This is a genomic window from Streptomyces sp. NPDC060027, assembly GCF_042737005.1.
GTDB lineage: Bacteria > Actinomycetota > Actinomycetes > Streptomycetales > Streptomycetaceae > Streptomyces.
Window position 1 is genome coordinate 30,921 of record NZ_JBHWVI010000005.1, and the last position, 22,647, is coordinate 53,567.

Sequence of the window (22,647 nt, forward strand, 5' to 3'; positions counted from 1 at the left end):
CGGCGGCCGGGTTGCCGCCGGACACAGGGTGCGTCGCAACCACACCTGATAGTTGGCACAGGACACGCCTGAACTACAGATGGCTGGGCGCAGGATGCGCCTGAACTACACGTGATGGCTGGGCGCAGGATGCGCCTGAACTACACGCGAACGCCGGGCACAGGAGGTGTTCGAGCTACACGCGGCCGTCGGCCAGCTTCCACTCGCGGTGCAACGCGCCCAAGGGGATGGCGCGTTGGAAGACGGGCGTACCGAAGACGGACAGCTGCATCCGCAGGGTGCCCGTCAGGTCGACACCTCCGTAGAGAGCCCAGGCGCCGGTCGCGGTGGCGTCGGGCTTCGCCTTGGACCCGGTCGCGGTCGCGGCGTCGGCCGAGCCCGCGGCCTCGCCGCGCAGATACGGCGCCAGGTCGGCGGTGACACCGACGGCGCCGTACAGGCCGACCGTGGCTTCCGCGCCGAGGGCCGCCTTCAGCTGCCCCGCCGCGCTGACCGAGGTGTGCACCGGACTGCTCGTCATGTGCGACTCGTCGACCGGTGTCCACCCCTGGGCAGTACCGAACGTGCCACCGGCCTTGAAGTCGCCCTTCAGGCGCTGTTCGACGTCGACACTGACGGTTCCGTCGGCGGCGACCTGGAAGTAGCAGGTCAGATCGAGGTTCACCACGACGGGAATCGGGCCGACCTGGAGCACGGGGTCGGCGTGCAGTTTCGCGAACGCCACCCGCTGGGGCCGCGCGGAGGCGGCGGCGCGCCCCTTCACCGTCCACTGCGCGTCCCAGTCGCCGGAGACGCCCAGGTACGCGGCACCCGGACCGGAGCCGGCCCCGTCGCCGCCGTAGGAGAAGTCGACGTCGGGCGCGACCTGTACGTACCCGGACACGGACGCGGAGGCCGACGCCGGTGCCCCGGGAGCCGTGGCCACCTTCGCGCCGACATCGATCCGCAGGCTGCCGAGCGGGACCTTCGCTCCCTCGGGACCGACGTGGACGTCTCCGGCCTTCGCCCAGGAGACCCGCACGTCCGGCAGCAGTTTCTCGATGTCGAAGGATGCCGGGTCGACGGGGACGGAGCCCTTCGCGTCGTCGTCGCCGAGCAGCGCGTCCAGGGTCGTCGGCGCGGTCTGCACCTCGGTGCCGTCGCCGTGCTCGCCGATCACCGAGGTCACCTTGGCGAGGAGGCCGTCGGGGGCGCCGGGGGCGGGTGCGCTGGCGATGACGTCTCCCACGGCGGTGCCGCGTGGCTTCGCCGTGCTCCCGGCGGACGGGGACGGCGACTCCGACGCGCTCCCGCCCGAACCACCCTTGCGAATGGGTGATATGACGGCACGTCGGGTCCTGCTGTCGTACGAGGCCACCTTGAGCGCGGCCCGGTGGGCCCGGCCGCCGGACGCACCCGGACGGGCGACGGCGGTCGAGGTGGCCGCGGCCTCCGGGGCGGCGGCGACGGCGAGCGGCTGCCCGGTGTCCGCGCTGGCGGAGGCGGAGGCCGCGGCGGGCCGGGCACGATCGGCCCGGGAGGGCGAGTCCGCGGGACTCGCGGAGCAGCCGGCGGCGAGGAAGAGGGCGGATGCGGCGAGCGCGGGCACGACGGCGCGCGAGGGCCGCTTGCGGATACGCAAGGTCAGTCCTGAGGGGGGTGGGGGGTGGCGTGGGATTACCGGTGGGTAACCAGAGGTGAGGGTGTCATGAACCCGTGAAGCCGCGCTTCACCTTTCGACGCCCGCCGGGGTGATGTGCGCCACGCCCACCGGAACGGCCCGATAAGTCGTCAACTGTTCAACTGACCTGTACAGCAAGGCACATGATGGTGCGTCAGCACCTGTCGGGAGGGTGGCCAGACGGACCCGGCCGGTCACTCGTGGCGGCGGTGGAACCGGCCCCAGCGCCCCTAGAAGACCTCGCTCCGCGGCTCCCATCCCTCGTACGCCGCCGTCAGCAGCCCCAGGACGCCGTTCGCGGTGACCTCGCGGGGGTTGGGATAGGACTCGGCGGCGACCTGGGTCGCCGCCGGCATCAAGTCCGCTTCCTTCAGGCCGAGTTCGGCGAGTGTGCGGGGAGCTCCCAGACCGCCGGCGAGCTCGCGCAGGGCGCGGGGGACGTCGTCGGCGCCCAGGGCGCGGGACAGGACGGCGATCGCCCGCGGCGCGGCCGCCGCGTTGAAGGCGAGGGCGTACGGGAGGACCACGGTGTGCGTCTCGGCGTGCGGCAGGCCGAAGGTGCCGCCGAGGACATGGCACAGCTTGTGGTGCAGGCCCATGGTCGTCGCGCCGAGGCAGGCACCGCACAGCCATGCGCCGTAGAGGGCCCGGCCGCGCGCCTCCGGGTCGGCGGGGGCGGCGGCCACCTCGGGCAGCGCGCCGGCCATCGCCCGTACGCCCTCCTCGGCCATCAGGGAGACCAGCGGGGAGGCGTCGGGGGCGTACAGCGACTCGACCGCGTGCGCCAGCGCGTTGACGCCGCTGGTCACCGAGAGCGGGACCGGGAGGCCGAGGGTGAGGTCGGGGTCGTAGACGACACAGCGGGGCTGTACGGAGGGGTCGCGGCCGGTGCGCTTGACCCCGCGCTCGGTCAGGCCCCACACGGGCGTCATCTCGGAGCCCGAGTAGGTGGACGGGACGGCGATCAGCGGCAGGCCGGTGCGCAGCGCGATCGCCTTGCCGAGGCCGATCGCGGAGCCGCCGCCGACGGCGACGCAGCCGTCGGCGCCCGCCGCGCGCGCCACCTCGACCGCCCGGTCGGCGACCTCCACGGGTACGTGCATCCGGGCTCCGTCGTGCAGGCCGACGCAGCTGTCGCCGAGCGCGTCCGCCACCGACCGCGCGGCCTCCACGCCCCGGCTGCCGCACACCACGAGGACCCGGTGCAGCCCGAGCCGCGCGGCCTCCCCCGGTGTCGCGGTGACCGAGGCGCCGGGCCGGAAGACGACCCGGGCGGGCCGGGTCTCGTAGGAGAAGTCGAGCGGAGCGCTCGGTGGGGTGGTCATGCCGACTCCAGTACGAGTTCGAAGTGGGCGTGCCGGAAGGGGTTCGCGACGCCGAACTCCCGTGCCAGGGAGGAGTCGTCGGTCTCGGCGAAGTCCTGGACGAGGCTCTTCCTGACGGCGAAGACGGCGTCGGAGCCGAGATACGGGCTGCCCGCCACGAAGAGGTGCGTGGTGATGGGGGCATGCCCCTCGGCCGAGGCGATGAAGTGGATGTGGGCGGGCCGGTAGGGGTGGCGGCCGGTGGCCCTGAGCAGGGCGCCGACCGGGCCGTCGGTGGGGATCGGGTACGGGCTCGGCACACAGGTGCGGAACCGGAAGCGGCCCTCGCCGTCCGCCGTGAAGAGCCCGCGTCCGTTGCCGGGCGGCTGGACGTCCGGCCGCTGGACGTCGTAGAAGCCCTCGCCGTCCGCCTGCCACACGTCGAGGACCGCGCCGGGCAGCGGGGTGCCGTCCCGGGACAGCACCCGGCCGCTGACCACGCACGGCTCGCCGGTGCCCACCAGGTCGATGGTCGCGCCGAGTTCCCGTACGGGCGACGCCGTCATGTGGAACGGGCCGAGGACCGTCGACTCCGTCGCGCCCGGGTCACGGTGGCCGTTCAGGGCCTCCACGAGCATGGAGACGCCGAGCACGTCCGACAGGAGGATGAACTCCTGCCGGGTGTCCGTGCACATCCGGCCGGTCTCCGTCAGGAAGTCGATGGCGCGCTCCCACTCCCCCGTCGTCGGTCGTGTCTCGCGGGCGAAGGCGTGGAGGTGGCGGGAGAGCGCGCCGAGCAGCTCGCGCAGTCTCGGGTCGGCCGTGCCCACGAAGCTGTCGACGACCGCTTCGGTGATGTCCGTGGTGCATTCCGTGGCCATGCCGCTCCCGTGGTCCCGCCGGGCGTCCTGCCGGGCGTGCACCAGGCTACGAGGCTGCCGGGGCTCACAGTTCGAAGCTGACGAACCCGTCCGCCGCGTCGGGCCCCGGGGCCGTCACCGTGCAGGCGAACCGGTTCCCGATCCCGGCGACCTCCCACGTCGCCGCCCGGCACCGTAGTTGAAGACGAGGTCCTTCCCGTCGCCGCCGTGATCCAGGATGCGGGCGACGGCGATCTCGTCGGTGGTCGTGCCCTGCGCCGCTGGTGGAGCCCGGTTCGACGACCGAGTGCGCGCGACGCGCGCTGCCGGGACCGGATTCCGTCGACGGCTCTCCGGGGCGACACCGCCTGGTTGACGCCGAGGGATGCGCGATGGCCCCTGCCGTGGGGCATCGTTGACCTGGAGCATCACGCCCGCAGCGGACGCACGGAAAGTATGATCAAGCAATGTCTGACTTGACCGAAACCACGCCCGGCTGGCTGTCCCGTGACGAACTGGAATCGGCCCGCGCCCGCCTGCCGATCCTGTACGTGGAAGCCGTACCGGTGCGCGTCGACGACAACGGCGAAGTCACCCACATCGGGCTGCTGCTCCGTATCGGTCCGGACGGGACGGTCAGCCGCACGCTCGTCTCCGGCCGAGTGCTGCACCACGAGCGGGTCCGCGACGCCCTGCTGCGCCACCTGGAGAAGGACCTCGGCCCGGTGGCACTCCCCCGAATCCCGGCCTCCCTGCAGCCCTTCACCGTCGCCGAGTACTTCCCGACGCTGGGTGTCACGCCGTTCCACGACCCCCGCCAGCACGCCGTGTCCCTGGCCTACATCGTCCCCGTGACCGGTGACTGCCGCCCCCGGCAGGACGCCCTCGACCTGGTCTGGTTCAGCCCCGAAGAGGCCGCGTCACCGGTGGTCGCGGACGACATGCCCGGCGGCCAGGGCGTGCTGCTGAGGCAGGCGCTGGCGCATGTCGGACGCCTTTCCTGACGCGCGACCCCGCCGGACGCCCCGGAACCGGGGAGGGCCGACGTCCCGCCCGTCGCGGCCGCCGGGCCACCCTCCGCCCGGCGCCGCCCGGCGGACCGAGACGGTCCACGCGAGGAACCGGAGGACCGGGAGGACCGGGAGGGCGGTCCACGGAGGAAACCGACGGGCCGTCGCGTCCTGACCTACCGGCCGCTCCACACCGGGCCGCGCTTCTCCGCGAACGCCGCGGCACCCTCACGCGCGTCCTCGGAGACGAACACCGGCGCGATGATCCTCTCCTGCTCCTCCCAGCCTTCGGCGAGCGTCCAGTCGGCGCTGGAACGCGCGATCCGCTTCGTCGCGGCGACCGCGAGCGGACCGGCCGAGGCCACCTTGGCGGCCAGGTCCAGCGCGGCCTCCAACGCCGTTCCGGCCGGCACCAGCCGGTTGACCAGGCCCACCTCCGCGGGCAGGGCTTCCTTGTGCCCGATGTGGTGGTAGAGCGCACCTCTCTGGAGCCCGACAGCCGGCTCGAGTTGGGCCATTCCGGTGCCGTGGTAACCATGCTCGGCGAACAACTCCGCAGCGGCACGCGGAATCCGAGCTTTCTGAGGTGACTTGGGGGCCATTGACCTGCCACTCTCGAGAAGGATGCAGCAGGGGCGCCCGGTCACTTCCCGGGCGGCTGGTCGGCCCGGTGCCGGCTGAGGGACGCCCGCGCGGAGAGCACGTGCGCCGTCATGACCGACTGCGCCCACAACCCGTCGCGGGCGGTGAGGGCGTCGACCAGTTCACGGTGCTGACGCAGGCTGCGCCGCATCTCCTCCGGGGAGTAGTTGTGGAACGTATGCCGTACGAGGGAGATCTCGATGACCCCGGAAAGGATTCCGGGGAGCAGCGCGTTGCCGGCCGCCCGGTGCAGCGCGCGGTGGAATTCCAGGTTGAGTTCGGTGATCCTGTCGTCGGCGTCGTCGCCGCCGGCGCTCGCCACCTCGTCCATGGCGTCGCACAGCGCGCGCAACTCCTCGCGCTCGGCCTCCGACCCGTCGCGCTCGGCCGCACGACGCGCCGCGTAGCCCTCCAGCAGCGCCCGCAGGCTGAAGATGTCGTCGAGGTCGGCGGCGTCGAATCCGGTCACCTGCGCACCGCGGTTGGGGTGCAGGGTGACCAGCCCGTCCGCCTGGAGCCGGCGCAGCGCGTCGCGCACGGGAGTGCGGCTCACCTCGTAGGTGGTCGCGATGTTCTCCTCGCGCAGCCACGCGCCCGACGCGTGCTCGCCGGTCAGGATGCGCCTGCGCAGGTCCTCGTAGACCCTCACCGACGGCTTCGTCATCGTTTCTGCTCCCGGTACGGCGCCATGACCTGCGCGCGGCCGGACACCTCCGCGCCACCGTTCCGTGGGGTCATCGCGCGGGCGCGGGGAACCGTCCGGCGCGCAGCAGCTGTCCCGGCAGCGGCCTGCCGAGAACCTCCGTGATCCACGCTGCGGTGGACAGCAGCGCGTCGAGATCGATGCCGGTGTCCACGCCCTGCCCTTCGAGCAGGTAGACGAGGTCCTCGGTGGCGATGTTACCGGTCGCCTTCGGAGCGAAGGGGCAGCCGCCGATGCCGGCGACGGAGCTGTCCAGGACCGACACGCCGGCTTCCACCCCCGCGTAGGCGTTGGCGTAGCCGGTGTTGCGCGTGTTGTGCAGATGCAGGCCGAGCGGGATGCCCAGCCCCGCCGCGCCGGTGAGGAGCCGGGTCACCTGGCGGGGTACTCCGACGCCGATGGTGTCGGCGAAGACGAGTTCGTCGGCGCCGCTGGCCGCGACCCGCTCGGCGATGGCCAGCACCCGGCCGGGGTCGACCGCCCCCTCGAACGGGCAGCCGAACGACGCGGCCAGGGTGACCGTGGCCCGGCGGCCGTCCGCGTGCGCCGCGGCGACGATGTCGGCGGCCTCCGCGATCGACCGCTCGACGCTGCGGCCCTGGTTGCGCTCGTTGAAGGTCTCGGTGACGCAGAAGGCCATCCGGGCCTCCACGCACCGGGTCTCCGCCAGCCGGGTGTAACCGCGGCCGTTGAGCACGAGCGCCGCGAGGCCGACCCCCTCGGCGGGCTTCACCGCGGCGCAGACCTCTTCCGCGCCGGCCATCTGCGGCACGCGGGCGGGGTTGACGAAGCTGGCGATCTCGATGCCGGCGACGCCGGTGGCGGACAGCCGGTCGACGAAGTCCGCGCGCTGCCGCGGGCTCAGGTGTTCGGGTTCGTTCTGCAGGCCGTCGCGCGGCCCCACTTCACAGATTCTGACGTTCACGGGTGTCTCCTCTCCTTGCCCGGTGTCCACGGCCGGACCGCTAGATGACGCCCTGCTCGTGCAGCAGGGCGCAGGCCGCCGTGTCGAGGCCGAGGATTCCGCCGTACACCTCGTCGTTGTGCTGTCCCAGTTCCGGGCCGAGCGTGTGCACCGCGCCGGGGGTTCCGGACATCCTGGGGGCGACGTTCTGCATCGGGAACGAGCCCAGCTTGCCGTGCATCAGCCGGACGATCGTCTGCCTCGCCTCGAAGTGCGGGTCCGCGAACATGTCCTGCGCGGTGTACGTCAGCCCGGCCGGCACCCCGCTGTCGTGCAGGAGCTCCAGCAGCGCCTCGGCGTCCTGGCCCTCGGTCCACTCGGAGACCAGCTTGTCGAGCTCGGCCTGGTGCTCCCCGCGGGCGGCGTGGGTCCCGAACCGCTCGTCGGTCTGCCACTCCGGCCTGCCCATCATCGCGGCCAGCCGGTTGAACACCGTGTCCCGGTTGGCCGCGATGAGGACGGACGAGCCGTCGCGGGTGGGATACACGTTGCTGGGCGAGACGCCCGGCAGGACCGACCCGGTGCGCTCGCGCCGCGACCCGCTCAGCTCCCATTCCGGCAGGATCGACTCCATCATCGCCAGTACGGCTTCGTAGATCGCGGAGTCGACGACCTGACCACGGCCGGTGTGCTCACGGGAGAACAGGGCCATCACGGTGCCGAGCGCGGCGAACGTGCCGGCCAGCGAGTCGCCGATCGAGATGCCGGTGCGGCTGGGTGCGCGATCGGGTTCCCCGGTGATGTGGCGCAGGCCGCCCATCGCCTCGCCGATGGAGCCGAATCCGGCGCGCCGGGAGTACGGCCCGTCCTGGCCGTAGCCCGTGACCCGGGTGACCACGAGCCGGGGGTTCAGCTCGGCGAGTTCGGCCGGGCCGAGCCCCCACCGCTCCAGGGTGCCCGGCCGGAAGTTCTCGATGAGGACGTCGGCCGTCGCGAGCAGGTCCCGCAGCAGTCACAGCCCCTCGGGCCTGCGCAGGTCGCACGTGATCGACTTCTTGTTGCGGGCGATGATCGGCCAGGTCAGGGAGAGTCCCTGCGGGAGGTTGCTCCCCCACTGCCGCATCGGGTCGCCGTTGCCGGGGTCCTCGGCCTTGATCACTTCGGCCCCGAAGTCGCCGAGCAGCTGTCCGCAGAACGGCCCCGCGATCAGCGAGCCCGTCTCGACGACCCGCACCCCCGCCAAGGGTCCCTGGGCAGCCGCCGCCGTACGGCAGTCACTCGGCCGGTCGTCAGCCATGGGATGTCCACCTCTCGCCCGCATCGTGCACCTCGGGAGCCTGTCGCCAACTTGTACACAACTTCGGTTCGCCATCCAGGCCTCAGCGTCTCTGTGCAGGCACCATAGTCGTTCCCTGATTGAATGGCACGGCTGATTGTGTCCAATTTTTGGTGCGGTCAGCCTGCCGGGCTCGGCGAGCCCGGGCCGTGGTCGAAGTCGGGGCCGAGGCAGAAGTCGGCGTCGAGGTGGGGGTGGGGGCTGGTCGGAGTCGGCGCCATCGGCAGCCGGACGGACGGGACACGCGCGACGGCACCACGGCACCGGGCAGCGAGGAGGCCGACGGCGCCGGACGAGAGGGGGCCGGAAGGGGAGGAAGGTGGGAAGGAGAGGGCGCACCGGCGGCGGCGAGGGACACACCGTCAGGATCCTGCCCGACCCGCCCCGGGACATCGGGTGGCGATCAGTCGGCGGAACAGCGAAAAGGCCGTTCCCGCGGAAGCGGAAACGGCCTACGACCTGCGTTCGTGCAAGTCGGGACGACAGGATTTGAACCTGCGACCCCTTGACCCCCAGTCAAGTGCGCTACCAAGCTGCGCCACGTCCCGGTGCGTTCACCCGCGGTGACCCGCGTGATCGTGCGAACAGAACCTTACCCCACGCCGGGGGCTGCTCCGCAGGGGGACGGGGCGCGCGACAATCGGCGTATGACCGGGACATCGGAGACGCGACAGTACGGCGGACGTGATCGGGACACCGAGGGACGGGCGCGGAACGCCCGTCCCCGCGACGGACTGGGGCGTCCCCTGCCGTACGGCGCGAACGGCGTGGAACGGCAGCCGGAGGGTGTCGTGCGCGGTCCCGGGGCGACGGTCGCCGAGGCGCAGACGCTGCTGGACGCGGGCAGGCCGTTCCACGCGCACGAGGTCTTCGAGGACGCCTGGAAGTCCGGTCCGCCGGACGAGCGCGGGCTCTGGCGGGGGCTGGCCCAGCTCGCCGTGGGGCTCACCCACGCGGCCCGGGGAAACACGACCGGCGGTGCACGGCTGCTGCGCCGCGGCGCCGGGGCGGTCGAGGAGTGGACGGCGGGAACCGGCCGGCCGCGGCCCCACGACCTGGACCTCGCGGAACTCGTCGTCTGGGCACGGGAGTTGGCGGCCGTCGTAGAGCGCGACGGCGGGCCGGTCGACGCGGCGGCGGCGTCGCCACGGCTGCGCGGCCGGGCCGCCTGACGCGTGCGCGCCCCACCCGCCCCGGTACGGGTCGGGTGCCCGGCCCTGCCTGCCGTCGCCCCCGACCAGGCACCCGCCGGGTGCCGGACCGGGCTCCGCCGGGTGCGGTGCGTCCACGGTCAGTGGCGTGCGGCAGACTCTGGGTGTGCGAAAGATTCATGTCATCGGCATCGGTGCGGGCGACCCCGATCAGCTCACGCTGCAGGCGGTCAAGGCGCTGAGGAGCACGGACGTGTTCTTCATCCTGGACAAGGGCGAGGTGAAGTCGGACCTCGTCCAGTTGCGCCGCGACATCCTCGACGCGCACCTACCCGAGGGGGCGTACCGCCTGGTCGAGGCCCGCGACCCGGACCGGGACCGAACGGCGGGGGGCCAGGCCTACTCGCCGGCCGTCGGGGACTGGCGCAGCGCCCGAGCCGCGATCTACGAGCGGCTGATCGCCGAGGAGCTGGGCGAGGACGAGAGCGGCGCGTTCCTCGTCTGGGGCGATCCCGCCCTGTACGACAGCACGCTCGGCATCCTGGAGGAGATCCTGGACCGGGGCACGGTGGCGTTCTCGTACGACGTGGTGCCCGGCATCAGCAGCGTCTCGGCGCTCGTCGCCCGGCACCGCACGGGACTGAACCGGGTCGCCCGGCCCGTGCAGATCACCACCGGGCGGCGCCTCGCCGAGGGCTTCCCCGAGGGGGTGGACGACGTGGTCGTGATGCTCGACGCCCACCAGACGTTCCGGCGGTACGCGGACGAGGACATCGACATCTACTGGGGTGCCTACATCGGCACGCCCGACGAGATCCTCGCCTCCGGTCCGCTGGCCGAGGCGGCCCCCCGTATCGAGCGGTTGCGCGCCGAGGCCCGGGAACGCAAGGGCTGGATCATGGACACCTACCTGCTGCGCAGGAATCCGCGGGCGTAGTTCGCCGGGTGTGACGCCGCGGACCCGGGTCCTCCTCCGGGCCCGGAGGAGGGGCCTCCCCGCCGGTACACCGGGCGGGTGGCCCCGCATGCACGGGGTGCCCACCGGTGTGAGGGTGGCGATTGTGACGATCACGGAGGATTCCGCGCCACCCGCGGCGGGGGCGCCCGGGCCGCCGGTGCTGGACAGCCGGCGCCGCAACATCGTCTTCGCGACGATCGTGCTGGGCATGCTTCTCGCCGCGCTCGACCAGACGATCGTGGGCACCGCGCTGCCGACGATCGTGTCCGATCTGGGCGGCGCGGCGCACATGTCGTGGGTGGTGACCGCGTACCTGCTGGCCGAGACCGTGGCGACGGTGCTGGTCGGCAAGTTCGGCGACCTGTTCGGCCGCAAGGTGGTCTTCCAAGTGTCGGCGATCATCTTCATCACGGGTTCGTTCCTGTGCGGGCTCGCCACGAACATGTCGCTGCTGATCGCCTGGCGGGCGTTGCAGGGCATCGGCGCGGGCGGTCTGATGGTGACCTCCATGGCGTTGATCGCGGATGTCATTCCGCTGCGTGAGCGGGGCAAGTACCAGGGCGCGATCGGCGCCGTGTTCGGTGTGGCCACGGTCATCGGGCCGCTGCTCGGCGGACTGTTCACGGACCATCTGTCGTGGCGGTGGGCGTTCTACATCAACGTGCCCCTCGCGATCGTGGTGGTGATCGCGGCGGCCCGCACCATCCCCGTGGTGAAGTCGGTGACCCGGCCGGTCATCGACTATCTGGGCATCGCGCTGGTCGCGGTCGGCGCCAGCGCCCTGATCCTGGCGACGAGTTGGGGCGGCAACGAGTACGCCTGGGCATCACCGACCATCATCGGCCTCTTCGTCGGCGGTGTGGTCGCGCTCGGTCTGTTCTGCCTGGTGGAGACGCGTGCGGCCGAACCCATGCTGCCGATGCGGCTGTTCTCCAACCCGGTCTTCACGGTCTGCTCGATCCTCAGCTTCATCGTGGGCTTCGCGATGCTCGGCGCGATGACGTTTCTGCCGACGTATCTGCAGTACGTCGACGGGGATTCGGCCACGATCTCCGGCGTGCGCACCCTGCCCCTGGTCCTGGGGCTGCTCATCGCGTCGATCTTCAGCGGCAACGTGGTCAGCAAGACCGGGCAGTACCGGATCTTCCCCATCGTCGGCTCCCTGGTGATGGCGGTCGGGCTCTATCTGATGTCGCGCATGGGACCGGACACCGGGGCCTGGCTGGAGTCCCTGTACATGTTCGTGCTCGGCACCGGGATCGGGCTGTGCATGCAGGTGCTGACGATCGCCGTGCAGAACACCGTCGAGTACACCGACCTCGGCACCGCGACGTCCGGTGTCACCTTCTTCCGTACGCTGGGCAGTTCGTTCGGTACGGCGGTCTTCGGCACGATCTACACCAACGCGCTGAAACCGAACCTGGCCGAGGGGGTCAGATCCGCCGCGGAGACCGGAGCGGCCGGACCGGCCGTCATCGCCAAGGCGGCGCAGAGTCCGGAAGGCCTGCACCGACTGCCGCCGGAGGCGGCCCAGCCGATCATCGACGCGTACGCCGACACCATCCACACGGTGTTCCTGTGGACGGTTCCGGTCGCGGTCCTCGGCTTCGTCGTCGCGCTCTTCCTCAAGCAGGTGGAGCTGCGCGACAGCGCGCGGATGGGGTCGACGGACATGGGCGAGGGCTTCGCGTCGCCGTCCACCGCGGACTCCCAGCGGCTGCTGGAGTTCGCGGTCGCGAAGATCATCGGCACCACGGAGATGGATACCGCGCGCCGGATCGTCGCCGAGTCCGACACCCGGCTGGATGTGGCGGGCTCCTGGGCCGTGATGCAGGTGGAGCTGTTCACCCGGATGGTCGGCCACGCCAATCTCGCGCTGATCGCCGCCCGGCGCCATCTGCCGCCCGAGGTGCTCGTCCCGGTGTTCAACCGCATGGTCGAGGAGGGCTATCTGACCCGGCACGGCGCGTTGTTCTCGCACACCGCGGCGGGCGAGCGCGAGGCACGGGTGATCAGCGAGGCCTGGGGCCGCTGGCTCGCCGGACGTGTGGAGCGGGATCTCGGCCGCCCGTCCGGCGAGGAACTGCGCGCCGCCGTCGACACCATCGCCAAGCGTCTGCTCGTCGAGGACCTGACGCAGGGCCTGCCCGGCCGGCCCCCGGAACCGGCCTCGGCCACGACGAGTTGACCGGTCGGTGCCCGGGCCGCCCACCGCGAGGAGCGGTACGCCCCGCACCGTCCCGGCCGAGAGCCGGGGCGGGACACCCGAACGGTGTCACGGGGCCGTGCGCCGGCCCCGGAGGCCGGTCAGCCGGGGCCGAGGTCGAGCAGGGCCAGTGCCGACGCGACGTCCGGTACCGCGCTCACGTGCTTCGGGAGGGGCGGCCGGCGTACGACGACCACGGGGAGGCCGAGGTCGCGGGCGGCCGTCAGTTTCGCCGCCGTCGCGGCTCCACCGCTGTCCTTGGTCACCAGGACGTCGATGCGATGCCCGCGGAGAAGGCGCGTCTCGTCGTCCGGAGTGAAGGGACCGCGCGCGAGCAGCACTTCGGTGTCCGCAGGCAACGGTGGCTCGGGCGCCTCCACCGAACGTACGAGAAAGTGCAGACCGGCCAGATCCGCGAAGGCCGCGAGACCGAGGCGGCCCGTGGTGAGAAAGACACGGCGGCCCAGCGCGGGCAACAGCGCGGCGGCTTCGGCGAGGGAGTCCACCGGGTGCCAGCGGTCGCCGGGGCCCGGGCTCCAGCCGGGGCGGCGCAGCACCACGGCGGGAATCCCGGTCGCCGCCGCGGCCCGTGCCGCGTTCGCGGTGATGCCGGACGCGAAGGGGTGCGTCGCGTCGACCACGGCGTCGACCCGGTGCTCGCGCAGCCAGCGCGCGAGTCCGTCCGCCCCGCCGAACCCGCCGGTCCGTACGTCCCCTTCGAGCGCTCCCGGCCGGGACACCCGGCCCGCCAGCGAGGTCGTCACCCGCACGCCGGGGCGCGTCGCCAGCTCGGCGGCGAGCTCGCGGGCCTCGGTGGTGCCGCCGAGGAGGAGGACGTGCGGGGACATGGAGCGAGCGTACGGGGTACGGGAACGGCTGTGCGCATGCCCCGGTCGCCGCGGCTCGGTATGGTCCTGGCATGGATGCGGTGCGTGCGGTCCTGATCGACATCGACGGCGTCCTCACCGTCTCGTGGGAGCCGATTCCCGGCGCGGTCGAGGCGTTGCGGCAGATCCGCGACTCCGGCCTCGGTGTCGCCCTGGTCACCAACACGACGTCCCGCACCCGCGCTTCCCTCGCCGCCACGCTGGCCGGAGCGGGCTTCCCGGTGGACGCCGCGGACATCCTCACCGCGCCCGCCGTCACCGCCGCGTATCTCGCCGAGCATCATCCGGGCGCCCGGTGCGCCCTGCTGAACAGCGGCGACATCCGTGAGGATCTCGAAGGCGTGCACCTCGTCGAGGAGGACGCTGATGTCGTCGTGGTGGGAGGCGCCGGTCCCGAGTTCGGCTACGCGGCGGTGAACCGGGCCTTCGGCCGTCTCCAGCGGGGTGCCCGGCTGATCGCCATGCACCGCAATCTGTACTGGCGGACGGACCGGGGGCTCCAGCTCGACGGCGGCGCGTTCCTGCTGGGGCTCGAACGGGCGGCGCGCACGGAGGCGGAGATCACCGGGAAGCCGTCGCCCGCGTTCTTCGAGACGGCGCTGGCACGTCTCGGGGTCGGTCCCGGCGAGGCGCTGATGATCGGCGACGACATCGACTCGGACGTCCTCGCCGCGCAGCGCACCGGCATCACCGGCGTCCTGGTCAGGACCGGGAAGTACCTGCCGGAGAGCCATCGGGCGGCCGACGGCACGCCCGATCACGTTCTGGACTCCTTCGCGGACCTCCCGCGCCTGCTGGCCTCCGCCGCTCCCCGCTAGCACCGGGGCGCGTCCCGGAGGCCCCGGACTCAGTGCAGCAGCAGCTGCACTCCCCCGACGACCGTCGCCCCGATCACCAGGCGTTCGAAGAGCAGCTGGTCGATGCGGTTCACCGCCCATTTCCCGATGAACGCACCCGGCACGACGAAGGCCGCCAAGGCCGCGTCCAGCAGCAGGGAACGGCCGTCGATCAGACCGAGGCCCACGCTGAAGGGCACCTTGGAGACGTTGACGATGAGGAAGAAGAAGGCGGAGGTGCCGAGGAAGCCGAGCTTCCGGAAGCCCGCCGAGAGGAGATACATCGACATCACCGGGCCGCCCGCGTTGGCGACCATCGTGGTGAAGCCGCCGAGCACACCGTAGGAACGGGCCTTGACGCGGCCCGTGCGGGTCACCACCGAGTCGGGCTCCTCGTCCTGGCCGGCGGCCCGGCGGCGCCACAGGGTGACCCCGGTCATCAGCAGCAGGATCGCGCCGATCGAGGTCCGTACGGCACCGTCGTCGGCCCACACCAGGAACAGCGTGCCGAGGACGACGCCGGCGGCGACCGCCGGGAACAGCCGCCACAGCGTGGGCCAGTGGGCGTGGCGCCGGTAGGTGAGGACGGCGAGCACGTCACCGACGATCAGGAGGGGCAGCAGGACACCGGTCGAGGCGCGGGCGGGCAGCACCGCCGCGAAGATCGCCAGACTCACCGTGTTGGCGCCGCTGACGGCGGTCTTGGAGAAGCCGACGAGCAGAGCCGCGGCGGCGAGAGCGGCGAACTCCCAGGTGGCTATGTGCCAGAGCGTCATCGTGTTCATGCGGGGGCCGATGCTATGCCCACGCGACTCCCCCGCGTACGCGGGGTCCCGCCGCTCCTCCCGAGGTCACACCGTGTACCGGGCGCGCAGCTCCCTCTTGAGGACCTTCATGCTCGGGCCGAGCGGCATGGCGTCGGTGAACTCCACACGGCGCGGGTACTTGTGACGGCCCAGATGCTCCTTGGACCAGTCGGTGATGTCGGCCGCCTCCGCCGAGGCGTCCCCGGCGCGTACGACGACCGCGCACACCTCCTCGCCGTGCAGCTCGTCCGGCAGTCCGATCACCGCGACCTGGGCGACCGCGGGGTGGCGCATCAGCACTTCCTCCACCTCGCGCGGGTAGACGTTGTAGCCGCCGCGGATGATGACGTCCTTCTTCCGGTCGACGATGGAGAGGAAGCCCTCGTCGTCCTTGGTGCCCAGGTCACCGGTGCGGAACCAGCCGTCGACCACGGCCTCCGCGGTCGCCTCTGGCCGGCCCAGATAGCCGGAGAAGACGTTGTGGCCGCGGATGACGACCTCGCCCAGCTCGCCGGGCGGCAGCAGTTCGACGCGTCCTTCGACATCCGCCCGCGCTATCTCCACGTCCACGCCCCAGAGCGGGTGTCCGATGGTGCCCGCCTTCGTGCCGAAGAGGGGCTGGTTGACGGACGCGGTCGGCGAGGTCTCCGACAGTCCGTACCCCTCGTAGATCTTCGCGCCGAACGCCGCCTCGAACCGCTCCAGGACCGCGACGGGCAGCGAGGCTCCGCCGGAGATGCAGACGCGCAGCTCCGGGAGGGCCCCCGCGTCAGCCGCCGCGGCGGCCAGGGCGACGTACATCGTGGGGACGCCGTGGAAGGTGTTCACGCCCTCCTTCACCATCAGCTCGATCGCGCGCGCGGCGTCGAAGCGCGGCAGCAGGACGAGGGTGGCGCCCGCGCGCCAGGTCGAGTTGAGGGAGACGGTCTGGCCGAAGGCGTGGAAGAGGGGCAGCGCGCCGAGCGCGATGTCGTCGGGGCGGATGTCGTTGGCGTCGAAGGCGTTGACCGTCGCGTTCATCACCAGGTTGAAGTGGCTGAGGACGGCGCCCTTGGGGACGCCGGTGGTGCCGCTGGTGTAGAAGACGACGGCCGGGTCGTCCGCGTCGCGGGTGACGTACGAGGGGAGGGGCTCGGCGTGCGAGGCGAGCTGCTCGAACTCGGCTCCCAGCGTGACGGTCCGGACGCCGAGGGCCCGCGCGGCCGCGGCGCCCGTCCCGGCCTGCGCCGGGTGGCAGAGCAGGAGGGTGGCGTCACTGTCCATCAGGACGTGTTCGACCTCGGACGCCGACAGGAGCAGGTGCACGGGGACGACCACGCCGCCCGCCGCCGCGATCGCGTAGTAGGCGTGCGGGAACTCCGCCGTGTTGGGCGCCATGAGGGCCACCCGGTCCCCGGGCCGGACGCCGAGCCCGACGAGCGCGCCGGCCTGGGCCAGAACGCTCCGCCAGACCTCGGCGAAGGTGAGGCGCAGGTCGCCCTCGACGAGTGCCGTCTTCGTGGGACGGCGCCGGGCGTTCTCGGCGAGGATCGCGGCGAGGGACAGGGTTGCCATGGAGGAGTGCTCCGTTTCTTGCTGGTGCGGCTCTGAACCAGGTGGGGCGCGTCGGGAGCGCGAACGGGCCGAGGTGGCCGACGCGCACGGCGCACGCCGACCCATGCCGGCCGGAGTGGCCGACGCGCACGCGTGACGGCGCACGCCGACCCATGCCGGCCGGAGTGGCCGACGCGCACGCGTGACGGCGCACGCCGACCCATGACGGCCGGAGTGGCCGACGCGCACGCGTGACGGCGTACGCCGACCCATGCGCTCCACGCGCCCCGCGCGTACGAAGGCGGGTCGGGGCGGTCTGGGCGTCAGTGCCGTTCGACCAGGACCGCGCTGCCCTGCCCGACGCCGACGCACATCGTGGCCAGGCCGCGCTCGGCACCCGTGCGGCGCATGCGGTGCAGCAGGGTGGTGAGGATGCGGGCTCCCGAGGCGCCGAGCGGGTGGCCGAGGGCGATGGCGCCGCCGGTCGCGTTGACGAGATCCGGGTCGATGCCGAGGCGGTCCACGCAGGCGAGGGCCTGGGCGGCGAACGCCTCGTTGAACTCGGCCTCCTGGATGTCGCCGACGCTCCAGCCGACGCGCCCGAGCGCCTTCTGGGTCGCGGGCACGGGGCCGATGCCCATGACGTCGGGATCGACGCCGGCCGAGGCGCCGGCGACATACCGTCCGAGCGATTCGAGGCCGAGTTCGTCCAGGGCCTCCTCGCTGACCAGCAGCACACCGGCGGCGCCGTCGTTCATCGGCGAGGCGTTGCCCGCGGTGACCGTGCCGCCGGCGCGGAACACCGGCTTGAGGCGGGCCAGCTTGTCGAGCGAGGTGTCCTCCCGTACGCATTCGTCACTGTCGACGACCACACCGTCGGGGCGCTCGACGGGAAGCAGCTCGGCGTCGAAGTACCCGTTCTTGCGGGCGTCGGCCGCACGCTGGTGGCTGCGGAGCGCGAACGCGTCCTGACGCTCGCGCGAGACGCCGTACCGCTCGGCGACCTGCTCCGCGGTCTCCCCCATCGACAGGACGCCGTGCAGCTCCTTCATCGCAGGGTTGACCAGGCGCCAGCCGAGCCGGGTGTCGACGGTCTCGATGCGGTGCGGCAGTGCCTCGTCCGGGCGGGGCAGGACGAAGGGGGCCCGGCTCATCGACTCGGAGCCGCCGGCGAGCACGATCTCGGCCTCACCGGAGGCGATGGCGCGGGCCGCTGTCGTGACGGCCTCGAGGCCGGAGGCGCAGAGCCGGTTGACGGTGGCGCCGGGCACGCTGTCGGGCAGTCCGGCGAGCAGCGCGGCCATCCGGGCGACATTGCGGTTGTCCTCACCGGCCTGGTTGGCGGCGCCCCAGTAGACGTCGTCGACGCGCGCCGGGTCGAGCGTGGGCACCTCGGCGACGAGACCGCGGATGACGCTCGCGGCGAGGTCGTCGGGCCGCACGGAGGACAGGGCTCCGCGCAGCTTGCCGATGGGTGTGCGGCGGGCGGCCGCGAAGTGGACGGGACGCACGACAGGACTCCTGACGGAACACCGAGATTAATTAGCACTGCTAGTTTTGGACTATAACCCCGCGCCGGGCCCTTGGGAAGATCCCCCGGCGGCCGGTATCCACCCATCCGTCCCCGGACACCCGCACCCTCCCCCCTCACCCGGCCCACCCCCACCCCTACATCCGTATGGAGTGGGGGCACCACGGGCAGACGTGAGGACGGGGCGGCTCGGGGGACCCTCGGCGCCGCTCCTCGTCTCGAATCGGACCCACGGGAACACCGAAGGGGGCACGCCATGACCGACGCCGTCGAGCTCGACGCGCTGTGGGACGAGTTCCACCGCGTGGTGAACATGACCTCCCAGGAACTCGCGGCCTGGCTGCGGGTCGGCGACGCCGGGGAGCGGAGCGAGCCGCCGCCCGCCGAGGCGGATCCGTCGACCGGCCGTCATGTGCTCGCGATCCTGCAGAAGCGCCGCACGGATCTCACCGACGACGACATCCGGACCATGTACGAGGTGGTGGACATCGTCTCCGCCGAGGAGGACGGGGAGAACGGGGACGGCGGACCCGGGGCCGGAGACGTACGGCTGCGCCACCGTCTCATGGCGCTGGGCCACGATCCGCTGAAACCGGACCGGTGAGAACCGCTCCGCGACCGCCCCGAACGCCCGGTGGCCGAGGATCGACTGTCAAAGGCCCCGCACTCCACGCGGATGGCACACTGCTCACGCACCCCGCCGGACAGGGGTTGACGGGGTGAACCAGCCCAGCGGAGCAGGGAGTTGCCGTATGACGGGGACGGAGTCCACCGTGGACCGGATCGACACCAGCAAGCCACATCCGGCACGGGTGTACGACTGGTACCTGGGCGGCAAGGACAACTACCCCGTCGACGAGCGGCTCGGGCAGCAGATCACCGCGCTCGATCCCGGCGCCCGACGGGCCGCGCGCAGCAACCGCTGGTTCATGCAGCGGGCCACCCGCCACCTGGTCCGTACGGCGGGAATTCGCCAGTTCCTCGACATCGGCACCGGCATCCCCACCGAGCCCAACCTCCACCAGATCGCGCAGACCACCGCTCCGGACGCACGGGTGGTGTACGTCGACAACGACCCGATCGTCCTCGCCCACGCCGAGGCGCTGCTGCGCGGTACGCCGGAGGGCGTGACGCGGTATGTCCAGGCGGACGCGCACGAGCCGGGGAAGATCCTCGAAGAAGCCGCGCGGGTGCTCGACCTCGACCGCCCCGTGGCCCTGTCACTGATCGCGCTGATGCACTTCATCGCCGATGACAGCGGCGCGTACGAACTGGTGGAGACCCTGGTCGACGCATTGGCGCCGGGCAGCTGTCTGGCGCTGTCCGCGATGACCGCCGATTTCGAGCCGGAGAACGTACGGCGGGGTATCGAGCACTACGCGCGCGGCGGGGTCACCCTGGTGGGCCGTTCGCACGCCGAAGTGAGCCGCTTCTTCAAGGGACTTGACCTGGTCGAGCCGGGCGTGGTCTCCGTGAAGGACTGGCGCCCCGAACTCGCGGAGGGCGAGACCCCGATCGGCGACGAACCGGTGTCCCTGTACGGCGGGGTCGGCTTCAAGGGCTAGCGTCGTCTGCCCGAGCGCCTTCGGCGCCGTTCGCACCCGCCTCGAACCGCGAACACCTGCTCGCGGTGGTGCGGGAGGCCCTGTCGAGCGCCGCCCGGCACGCCCACGCCACCGCCGTGGAGGTCACGGTCGGGGTCACCGCCGGCACACCGCGGCTGCGGGTGGCGGACAACGGCCGTGGCATCGGTCCGGGCGCCGCCCGCCACAGTGGTCTCGGCAATCTCCGCATCCGCGACCAGAACCTCGGCGGCGCGTGCGCCCTGACAGCCGACGCGCCGAGCGGCACCGTCCTGAAGTGGACGGTGCCGCTGCGCCCCGCCGATCCGGCCTGACCTTCGGGGCGCGCTCCCCTGCCGTGTGGCGGTTCCGCGAGCGCCCGGCACCCCCCGTCACGGGCCGCCCCGGACCCTGAGGTCACCGCGCCCGGGCCCGGGGCGCCCGCGTTCAGTGCTGGTCGGCCGGTGCGGGGCTGTCGTCGATGAAGCCGCCCGACTGGTGCCGCCACAGCTTCGCGTAGGCGCCGTCGGACGCGAGGAGCTCCTGGTGCGTGCCCTGTTCGACGATGCGCCCCCGGTCGAGGACGACGAGCCGGTCCATGGTGGCGACCGTGCTCAGCCGGTGCGCCACCACGAGCGCCGTGCGCTTCTCCATGAGCCGCCACAGCGCCTCCTGGACGAGGATCTCGCTCTCCGAGTCCAGGGCGCTGGTCGCCTCGTCGAGCAGCAGGATCGGCGCGTCGCGCAGGATCGCGCGGGCCAGGGCGACCCGCTGGCGCTGGCCGCCGGACAGCTTGATGCCGCGCTCTCCGACCATGGTGTCGAAACCGTCGGGCAGCGCGTCGGCGAACTCCGTGACGTGCGCCGCCTCGGCCGCACGGCGGATCTCGGCCTCGCCGGCGTCCGGCCGGGCGAAGGCGATGTTGTCCCGCAGCGTGCGGTGGAACATCGCCGGGTCCTGGGGCACGTAGGCGATCAGGCTGCGCAGGTCGGCCTGGCGCAGCTTGCTGATGTCCTGGCCGCCGATCAGGATGCGGCCGTCGTCGATGTCCGTCATCCGCAGCAGCAGCCGGGTGAGCGTGGTCTTGCCCCCGCCGGACCGGCCGACCAGACCGATCTTCGCCCCGCTGGGCACGGCCAGTTCGAGCTCCGTGAAGAGCGGCTTCGCACCCCCGTGGGTGAAGGTCACCCGCTCGAAGCGGACGTCGGCGTCGCGGGGCAGCAGGGGCTCCGGAGCGACCGGGTCGAGCACGGTCGGCGGCGTCAGCAGCAGTTCGGTGAACTGGGCGGCCTCCGTCATCGAGCTCTCCAGACGGCGGTAGATCTGGTTGAACTCGAACATGATCCGTGTCGCGTTGGCGTAGTAGGTGAAGGCGACCACGACCGCCTCCACGCCGTGCCCGCCCCCTCCGAGGGCGACCGCGAGCAGCAGACCGAGCGCGTTGGTGAGCACGGACATCGGCGCGACCAGGGTGTCGATGCGCAGATTGCCGTAGTCCCACGACCGCAGGGTGAGCCGCCGCGAGGCCGCGACGCGGGACCGGTGTTCGGCCGCCTCGCGTTCCTCGGCGGCGAAGGCCCGGACGGTGTCCATGTTCATCAGGCTGTCGGCGACGTGGCCCGAGACCCGGGCGATCGCCTCCTCGCGCTGGTCGACGAGTGCCTGGCGACGGCGGATGAGGGGCACCACGCACAGGCCCGTCACGGCGATCATCACCAGGAGCCCGACGACGAGCAGCGGTTCGTAGCGCCACAGCACCACCGACCCGAACACCAGCGGCACCAGGCTCCCGACGACCTGGAACGTCATCGTGTCGACGAATTCCTCGAAGCGGGAGGCGAAGCTCAGCACCCGCTTGGTCAGCGATCCGGCGAAGTTGTCGTGGAAGAACGAGGCGTCCTTGGCGAACAGTTCGTCCATGCCGATCACGTACAACTGCTCGATGCCCAGGGCGTCCAGACGGTTCAGGCAGTGCAGACCGAGGCGCCAGAACGCCTCCGCCAGCAGCAGCACGCCGCCGAAGCCGAGGACGTAGGGCAGGGCCGCGCCCATGGAGATACCGCTGCCGTCGCCCGCGATGCGGCCGACGAGCTTCGCGACGATGAGCGGCGCGACATAGCTGATGCCGATGTTCCCCAGCGCCGGCAGCAGCATGGCGGGCGCCGTCAGCCGCCGGAGCCGGCCCAACTCCCTTCCGTAGTAACGGAGTGCGAGGAGCACAGAGCCCCTGCCCGGTAAGGCGCTGCCCGATTCAGGTGATGCCATCCCCAACCCTGTGTCGTCGTACGGCGGCCGGCCGCAGACTGCTGCGGGGAGACGCCGTTGCCCGAGGTGCGTACGGAGTGCGGTTCGCGTGCGTGCTGCACGTGCCTGGCTCGCCCGGGTCCTCCCGCGTCCGACCGGGTCGCGGCGAAAGTCTCCCCGCGCGGTCCACGGTGACACCGGGGTGCAGGGGGCGACGCCGAGGTGCGCGTACCGGCAGGCCAGGAGCTTCAGTGTCCTGTGACGGTGTCCGCGCGGTCCACGCGTTTTTCTCGGCCACCGGGCGCCGCACAGCCCTGCCGGGCTTCGCCGGGCGCGCTCGTGCCGACGGGCGTGCGCGCGAACGCCCCACGGGCGGAGGCGCGTTCCGGAAATGATCGAGGGCCCCGTTCCACTTTCGTGGAACAAGGCCCTTGTCTACGACGATGGAGCAATATCCCGTCGGGACGACAGGACGTGAACCTGCGCCCCCTTGACCCCCAGGAGCGACGGCCAC

At 72.2% G+C, this 22,647-nt stretch carries 19 protein-coding genes, 1 tRNA gene and 1 pseudogene; 8 read left to right on the forward strand and 13 right to left on the reverse strand.

Annotated features, from left to right (window positions below):
* Window positions 1-175: 175 nt before the first annotated feature.
* The 3 genes from ACFWBT_RS02470 to ACFWBT_RS02480 all read right to left on the reverse strand — a co-directional run bounded on the left by ACFWBT_RS02470 (window position 176) and on the right by ACFWBT_RS02480 (window position 3,845).
* The gene (locus ACFWBT_RS02470) at window positions 176-1,615 is read right to left on the reverse strand and encodes a hypothetical protein (protein WP_385695000.1); all 1,440 of its coding nucleotides are present in this window, start codon (window positions 1,613-1,615) and stop codon (window positions 176-178) included.
* Between the two features lie 275 nt (window positions 1,616-1,890).
* A complete protein-coding gene (locus tag ACFWBT_RS02475) occupies window positions 1,891-2,985 on the reverse strand; it encodes a maleylacetate reductase (protein ID WP_385694845.1) in 1,095 nt (364 codons plus the stop codon).
* Window positions 2,982-3,845 carry an intradiol ring-cleavage dioxygenase gene (locus ACFWBT_RS02480; protein ID WP_385694847.1) on the reverse strand — a complete coding sequence of 288 codons (864 nt, stop codon included), beginning with the start codon at window positions 3,843-3,845 and terminating at the stop codon, window positions 2,982-2,984. Before ACFWBT_RS02480 ends, ACFWBT_RS02475 begins: the two co-directional genes overlap by 4 nt.
* 446 nt (window positions 3,846-4,291) lie before the next feature.
* Between ACFWBT_RS02480 and ACFWBT_RS02485 the strand changes: the two genes are divergently transcribed.
* Window positions 4,292-4,828, forward strand: a complete 537-nt coding sequence (locus ACFWBT_RS02485) for an NUDIX hydrolase family protein (RefSeq protein WP_266764141.1) — start codon at window positions 4,292-4,294, stop codon at window positions 4,826-4,828.
* Between the two features lie 182 nt (window positions 4,829-5,010).
* Here the strand turns inward: ACFWBT_RS02485 and ACFWBT_RS02490 are convergent, their stop codons facing one another.
* From ACFWBT_RS02490 to ACFWBT_RS02510, 5 genes and pseudogenes are all read right to left on the reverse strand, one after another.
* The gene (locus ACFWBT_RS02490; RefSeq protein ID WP_385694850.1) at window positions 5,011-5,436 is read right to left on the reverse strand and encodes an enoyl-CoA hydratase-related protein; all 426 of its coding nucleotides are present in this window, start codon (window positions 5,434-5,436) and stop codon (window positions 5,011-5,013) included.
* A gap of 41 nt (window positions 5,437-5,477) precedes the next feature.
* A complete protein-coding gene (locus tag ACFWBT_RS02495; RefSeq protein WP_385694853.1) occupies window positions 5,478-6,140 on the reverse strand; it encodes a GntR family transcriptional regulator in 663 nt (220 codons plus the stop codon).
* A 70-nt stretch (window positions 6,141-6,210) separates the two neighbouring features.
* Complete coding sequence (locus tag ACFWBT_RS02500) at window positions 6,211-7,104, reverse strand: hydroxymethylglutaryl-CoA lyase (RefSeq protein WP_385694855.1); 894 nt, start codon at window positions 7,102-7,104, stop codon at window positions 6,211-6,213.
* 40 nt (window positions 7,105-7,144) lie between these two features.
* Window positions 7,145-8,812: pseudogene (locus tag ACFWBT_RS02505) on the reverse strand (CaiB/BaiF CoA transferase family protein).
* A gap of 81 nt (window positions 8,813-8,893) precedes the next feature.
* Window positions 8,894-8,967: transfer RNA gene (locus ACFWBT_RS02510), tRNA-Pro, on the reverse strand.
* A gap of 99 nt (window positions 8,968-9,066) precedes the next feature.
* Between ACFWBT_RS02510 and ACFWBT_RS02515 the strand changes: the two genes are divergently transcribed.
* The 3 genes from ACFWBT_RS02515 to ACFWBT_RS02525 all read left to right on the forward strand — a co-directional run bounded on the left by ACFWBT_RS02515 (window position 9,067) and on the right by ACFWBT_RS02525 (window position 12,716).
* Window positions 9,067-9,591: a DUF309 domain-containing protein gene (locus ACFWBT_RS02515; protein ID WP_385694858.1), complete on the forward strand. Its 525-nt coding sequence runs from the start codon at window positions 9,067-9,069 to the stop codon at window positions 9,589-9,591.
* A 145-nt stretch (window positions 9,592-9,736) separates the two neighbouring features.
* Entirely contained in the window at window positions 9,737-10,507 is a 771-nt protein-coding gene (cobF, locus tag ACFWBT_RS02520) for a precorrin-6A synthase (deacetylating) (RefSeq protein WP_385694861.1), read from the forward strand.
* Window positions 10,508-10,631: 124 nt separating this feature from the next.
* Window positions 10,632-12,716 carry an MDR family MFS transporter gene (locus ACFWBT_RS02525; RefSeq protein ID WP_385694863.1) on the forward strand — a complete coding sequence of 695 codons (2,085 nt, stop codon included), beginning with the start codon at window positions 10,632-10,634 and terminating at the stop codon, window positions 12,714-12,716.
* 119 nt (window positions 12,717-12,835) lie between these two features.
* On the opposite strand, the gene ACFWBT_RS02530 is transcribed toward ACFWBT_RS02525, so the two are convergent.
* The gene (locus ACFWBT_RS02530; protein WP_385694866.1) at window positions 12,836-13,582 is read right to left on the reverse strand and encodes a cobalt-precorrin-6A reductase; all 747 of its coding nucleotides are present in this window, start codon (window positions 13,580-13,582) and stop codon (window positions 12,836-12,838) included.
* Between the two features lie 71 nt (window positions 13,583-13,653).
* Between ACFWBT_RS02530 and ACFWBT_RS02535 the strand changes: the two genes are divergently transcribed.
* On the forward strand, window positions 13,654-14,439 hold the full coding sequence (locus tag ACFWBT_RS02535; protein ID WP_385694869.1) for an HAD-IIA family hydrolase: 786 nt from the start codon (window positions 13,654-13,656) through the stop codon (window positions 14,437-14,439).
* Between the two features lie 29 nt (window positions 14,440-14,468).
* On the opposite strand, the gene ACFWBT_RS02540 is transcribed toward ACFWBT_RS02535, so the two are convergent.
* From ACFWBT_RS02540 to ACFWBT_RS02550, 3 genes are all read right to left on the reverse strand, one after another.
* Complete coding sequence (locus ACFWBT_RS02540) at window positions 14,469-15,242, reverse strand: sulfite exporter TauE/SafE family protein (RefSeq protein WP_385694872.1); 774 nt, start codon at window positions 15,240-15,242, stop codon at window positions 14,469-14,471.
* Window positions 15,243-15,308: 66 nt separating this feature from the next.
* Window positions 15,309-16,817, reverse strand: coding sequence for a long-chain fatty acid--CoA ligase (locus ACFWBT_RS02545; RefSeq protein ID WP_385694874.1), 1,509 nt, complete (start codon window positions 16,815-16,817; stop codon window positions 15,309-15,311).
* 302 nt (window positions 16,818-17,119) lie between these two features.
* Complete coding sequence (locus ACFWBT_RS02550; protein WP_385694877.1) at window positions 17,120-18,307, reverse strand: thiolase family protein; 1,188 nt, start codon at window positions 18,305-18,307, stop codon at window positions 17,120-17,122.
* A 276-nt stretch (window positions 18,308-18,583) separates the two neighbouring features.
* Here ACFWBT_RS02550 and ACFWBT_RS02555 point away from each other — a divergent pair, with 276 nt between their 5' ends.
* The 3 genes from ACFWBT_RS02555 to ACFWBT_RS02565 all read left to right on the forward strand — a co-directional run bounded on the left by ACFWBT_RS02555 (window position 18,584) and on the right by ACFWBT_RS02565 (window position 20,224).
* Window positions 18,584-18,931, forward strand: a complete 348-nt coding sequence (locus tag ACFWBT_RS02555; protein WP_385694880.1) for a DUF3140 domain-containing protein — start codon at window positions 18,584-18,586, stop codon at window positions 18,929-18,931.
* Window positions 18,932-19,079: 148 nt separating this feature from the next.
* Entirely contained in the window at window positions 19,080-19,892 is an 813-nt protein-coding gene (locus ACFWBT_RS02560; protein WP_385694882.1) for an SAM-dependent methyltransferase, read from the forward strand.
* Window positions 19,893-19,948: 56 nt separating this feature from the next.
* A complete protein-coding gene (locus tag ACFWBT_RS02565; protein WP_385695002.1) occupies window positions 19,949-20,224 on the forward strand; it encodes a sensor histidine kinase in 276 nt (91 codons plus the stop codon).
* 112 nt (window positions 20,225-20,336) lie between these two features.
* Here the strand turns inward: ACFWBT_RS02565 and ACFWBT_RS02570 are convergent, their stop codons facing one another.
* Window positions 20,337-22,154 carry an ABC transporter ATP-binding protein gene (locus tag ACFWBT_RS02570; RefSeq protein ID WP_385694885.1) on the reverse strand — a complete coding sequence of 606 codons (1,818 nt, stop codon included), beginning with the start codon at window positions 22,152-22,154 and terminating at the stop codon, window positions 20,337-20,339.
* Between the last annotated feature and the right edge of the window lie 493 nt (window positions 22,155-22,647).

What these genes read in the sequence shown, in the direction of transcription:
- ACFWBT_RS02540 (WP_385694872.1), bottom strand. Translation starts at nt 15,242, where the DNA reads ATGAACACGATGACGCTCTGGCACATAGCCACCTGGGAGTTCGCCGCT.
- ACFWBT_RS02515 (WP_385694858.1), top strand. Translation starts at nt 9,067, where the DNA reads ATGACCGGGACATCGGAGACGCGACAGTACGGCGGACGTGATCGGGAC.
- ACFWBT_RS02480 (WP_385694847.1), bottom strand. Translation starts at nt 3,845, where the DNA reads ATGGCCACGGAATGCACCACGGACATCACCGAAGCGGTCGTCGACAGC.
- ACFWBT_RS02535 (WP_385694869.1), top strand. Translation starts at nt 13,654, where the DNA reads ATGGATGCGGTGCGTGCGGTCCTGATCGACATCGACGGCGTCCTCACC.
- ACFWBT_RS02555 (WP_385694880.1), top strand. Translation starts at nt 18,584, where the DNA reads ATGACCGACGCCGTCGAGCTCGACGCGCTGTGGGACGAGTTCCACCGC.
- ACFWBT_RS02495 (WP_385694853.1), bottom strand. Translation starts at nt 6,140, where the DNA reads ATGACGAAGCCGTCGGTGAGGGTCTACGAGGACCTGCGCAGGCGCATC.
- ACFWBT_RS02570 (WP_385694885.1), bottom strand. Translation starts at nt 22,154, where the DNA reads ATGGCATCACCTGAATCGGGCAGCGCCTTACCGGGCAGGGGCTCTGTG.
- ACFWBT_RS02560 (WP_385694882.1), top strand. Translation starts at nt 19,080, where the DNA reads ATGACGGGGACGGAGTCCACCGTGGACCGGATCGACACCAGCAAGCCA.
- ACFWBT_RS02530 (WP_385694866.1), bottom strand. Translation starts at nt 13,582, where the DNA reads ATGTCCCCGCACGTCCTCCTCCTCGGCGGCACCACCGAGGCCCGCGAG.
- ACFWBT_RS02485 (WP_266764141.1), top strand. Translation starts at nt 4,292, where the DNA reads ATGTCTGACTTGACCGAAACCACGCCCGGCTGGCTGTCCCGTGACGAA.
- ACFWBT_RS02490 (WP_385694850.1), bottom strand. Translation starts at nt 5,436, where the DNA reads ATGGCCCCCAAGTCACCTCAGAAAGCTCGGATTCCGCGTGCCGCTGCG.
- ACFWBT_RS02545 (WP_385694874.1), bottom strand. Translation starts at nt 16,817, where the DNA reads ATGGCAACCCTGTCCCTCGCCGCGATCCTCGCCGAGAACGCCCGGCGC.
- ACFWBT_RS02475 (WP_385694845.1), bottom strand. Translation starts at nt 2,985, where the DNA reads ATGACCACCCCACCGAGCGCTCCGCTCGACTTCTCCTACGAGACCCGG.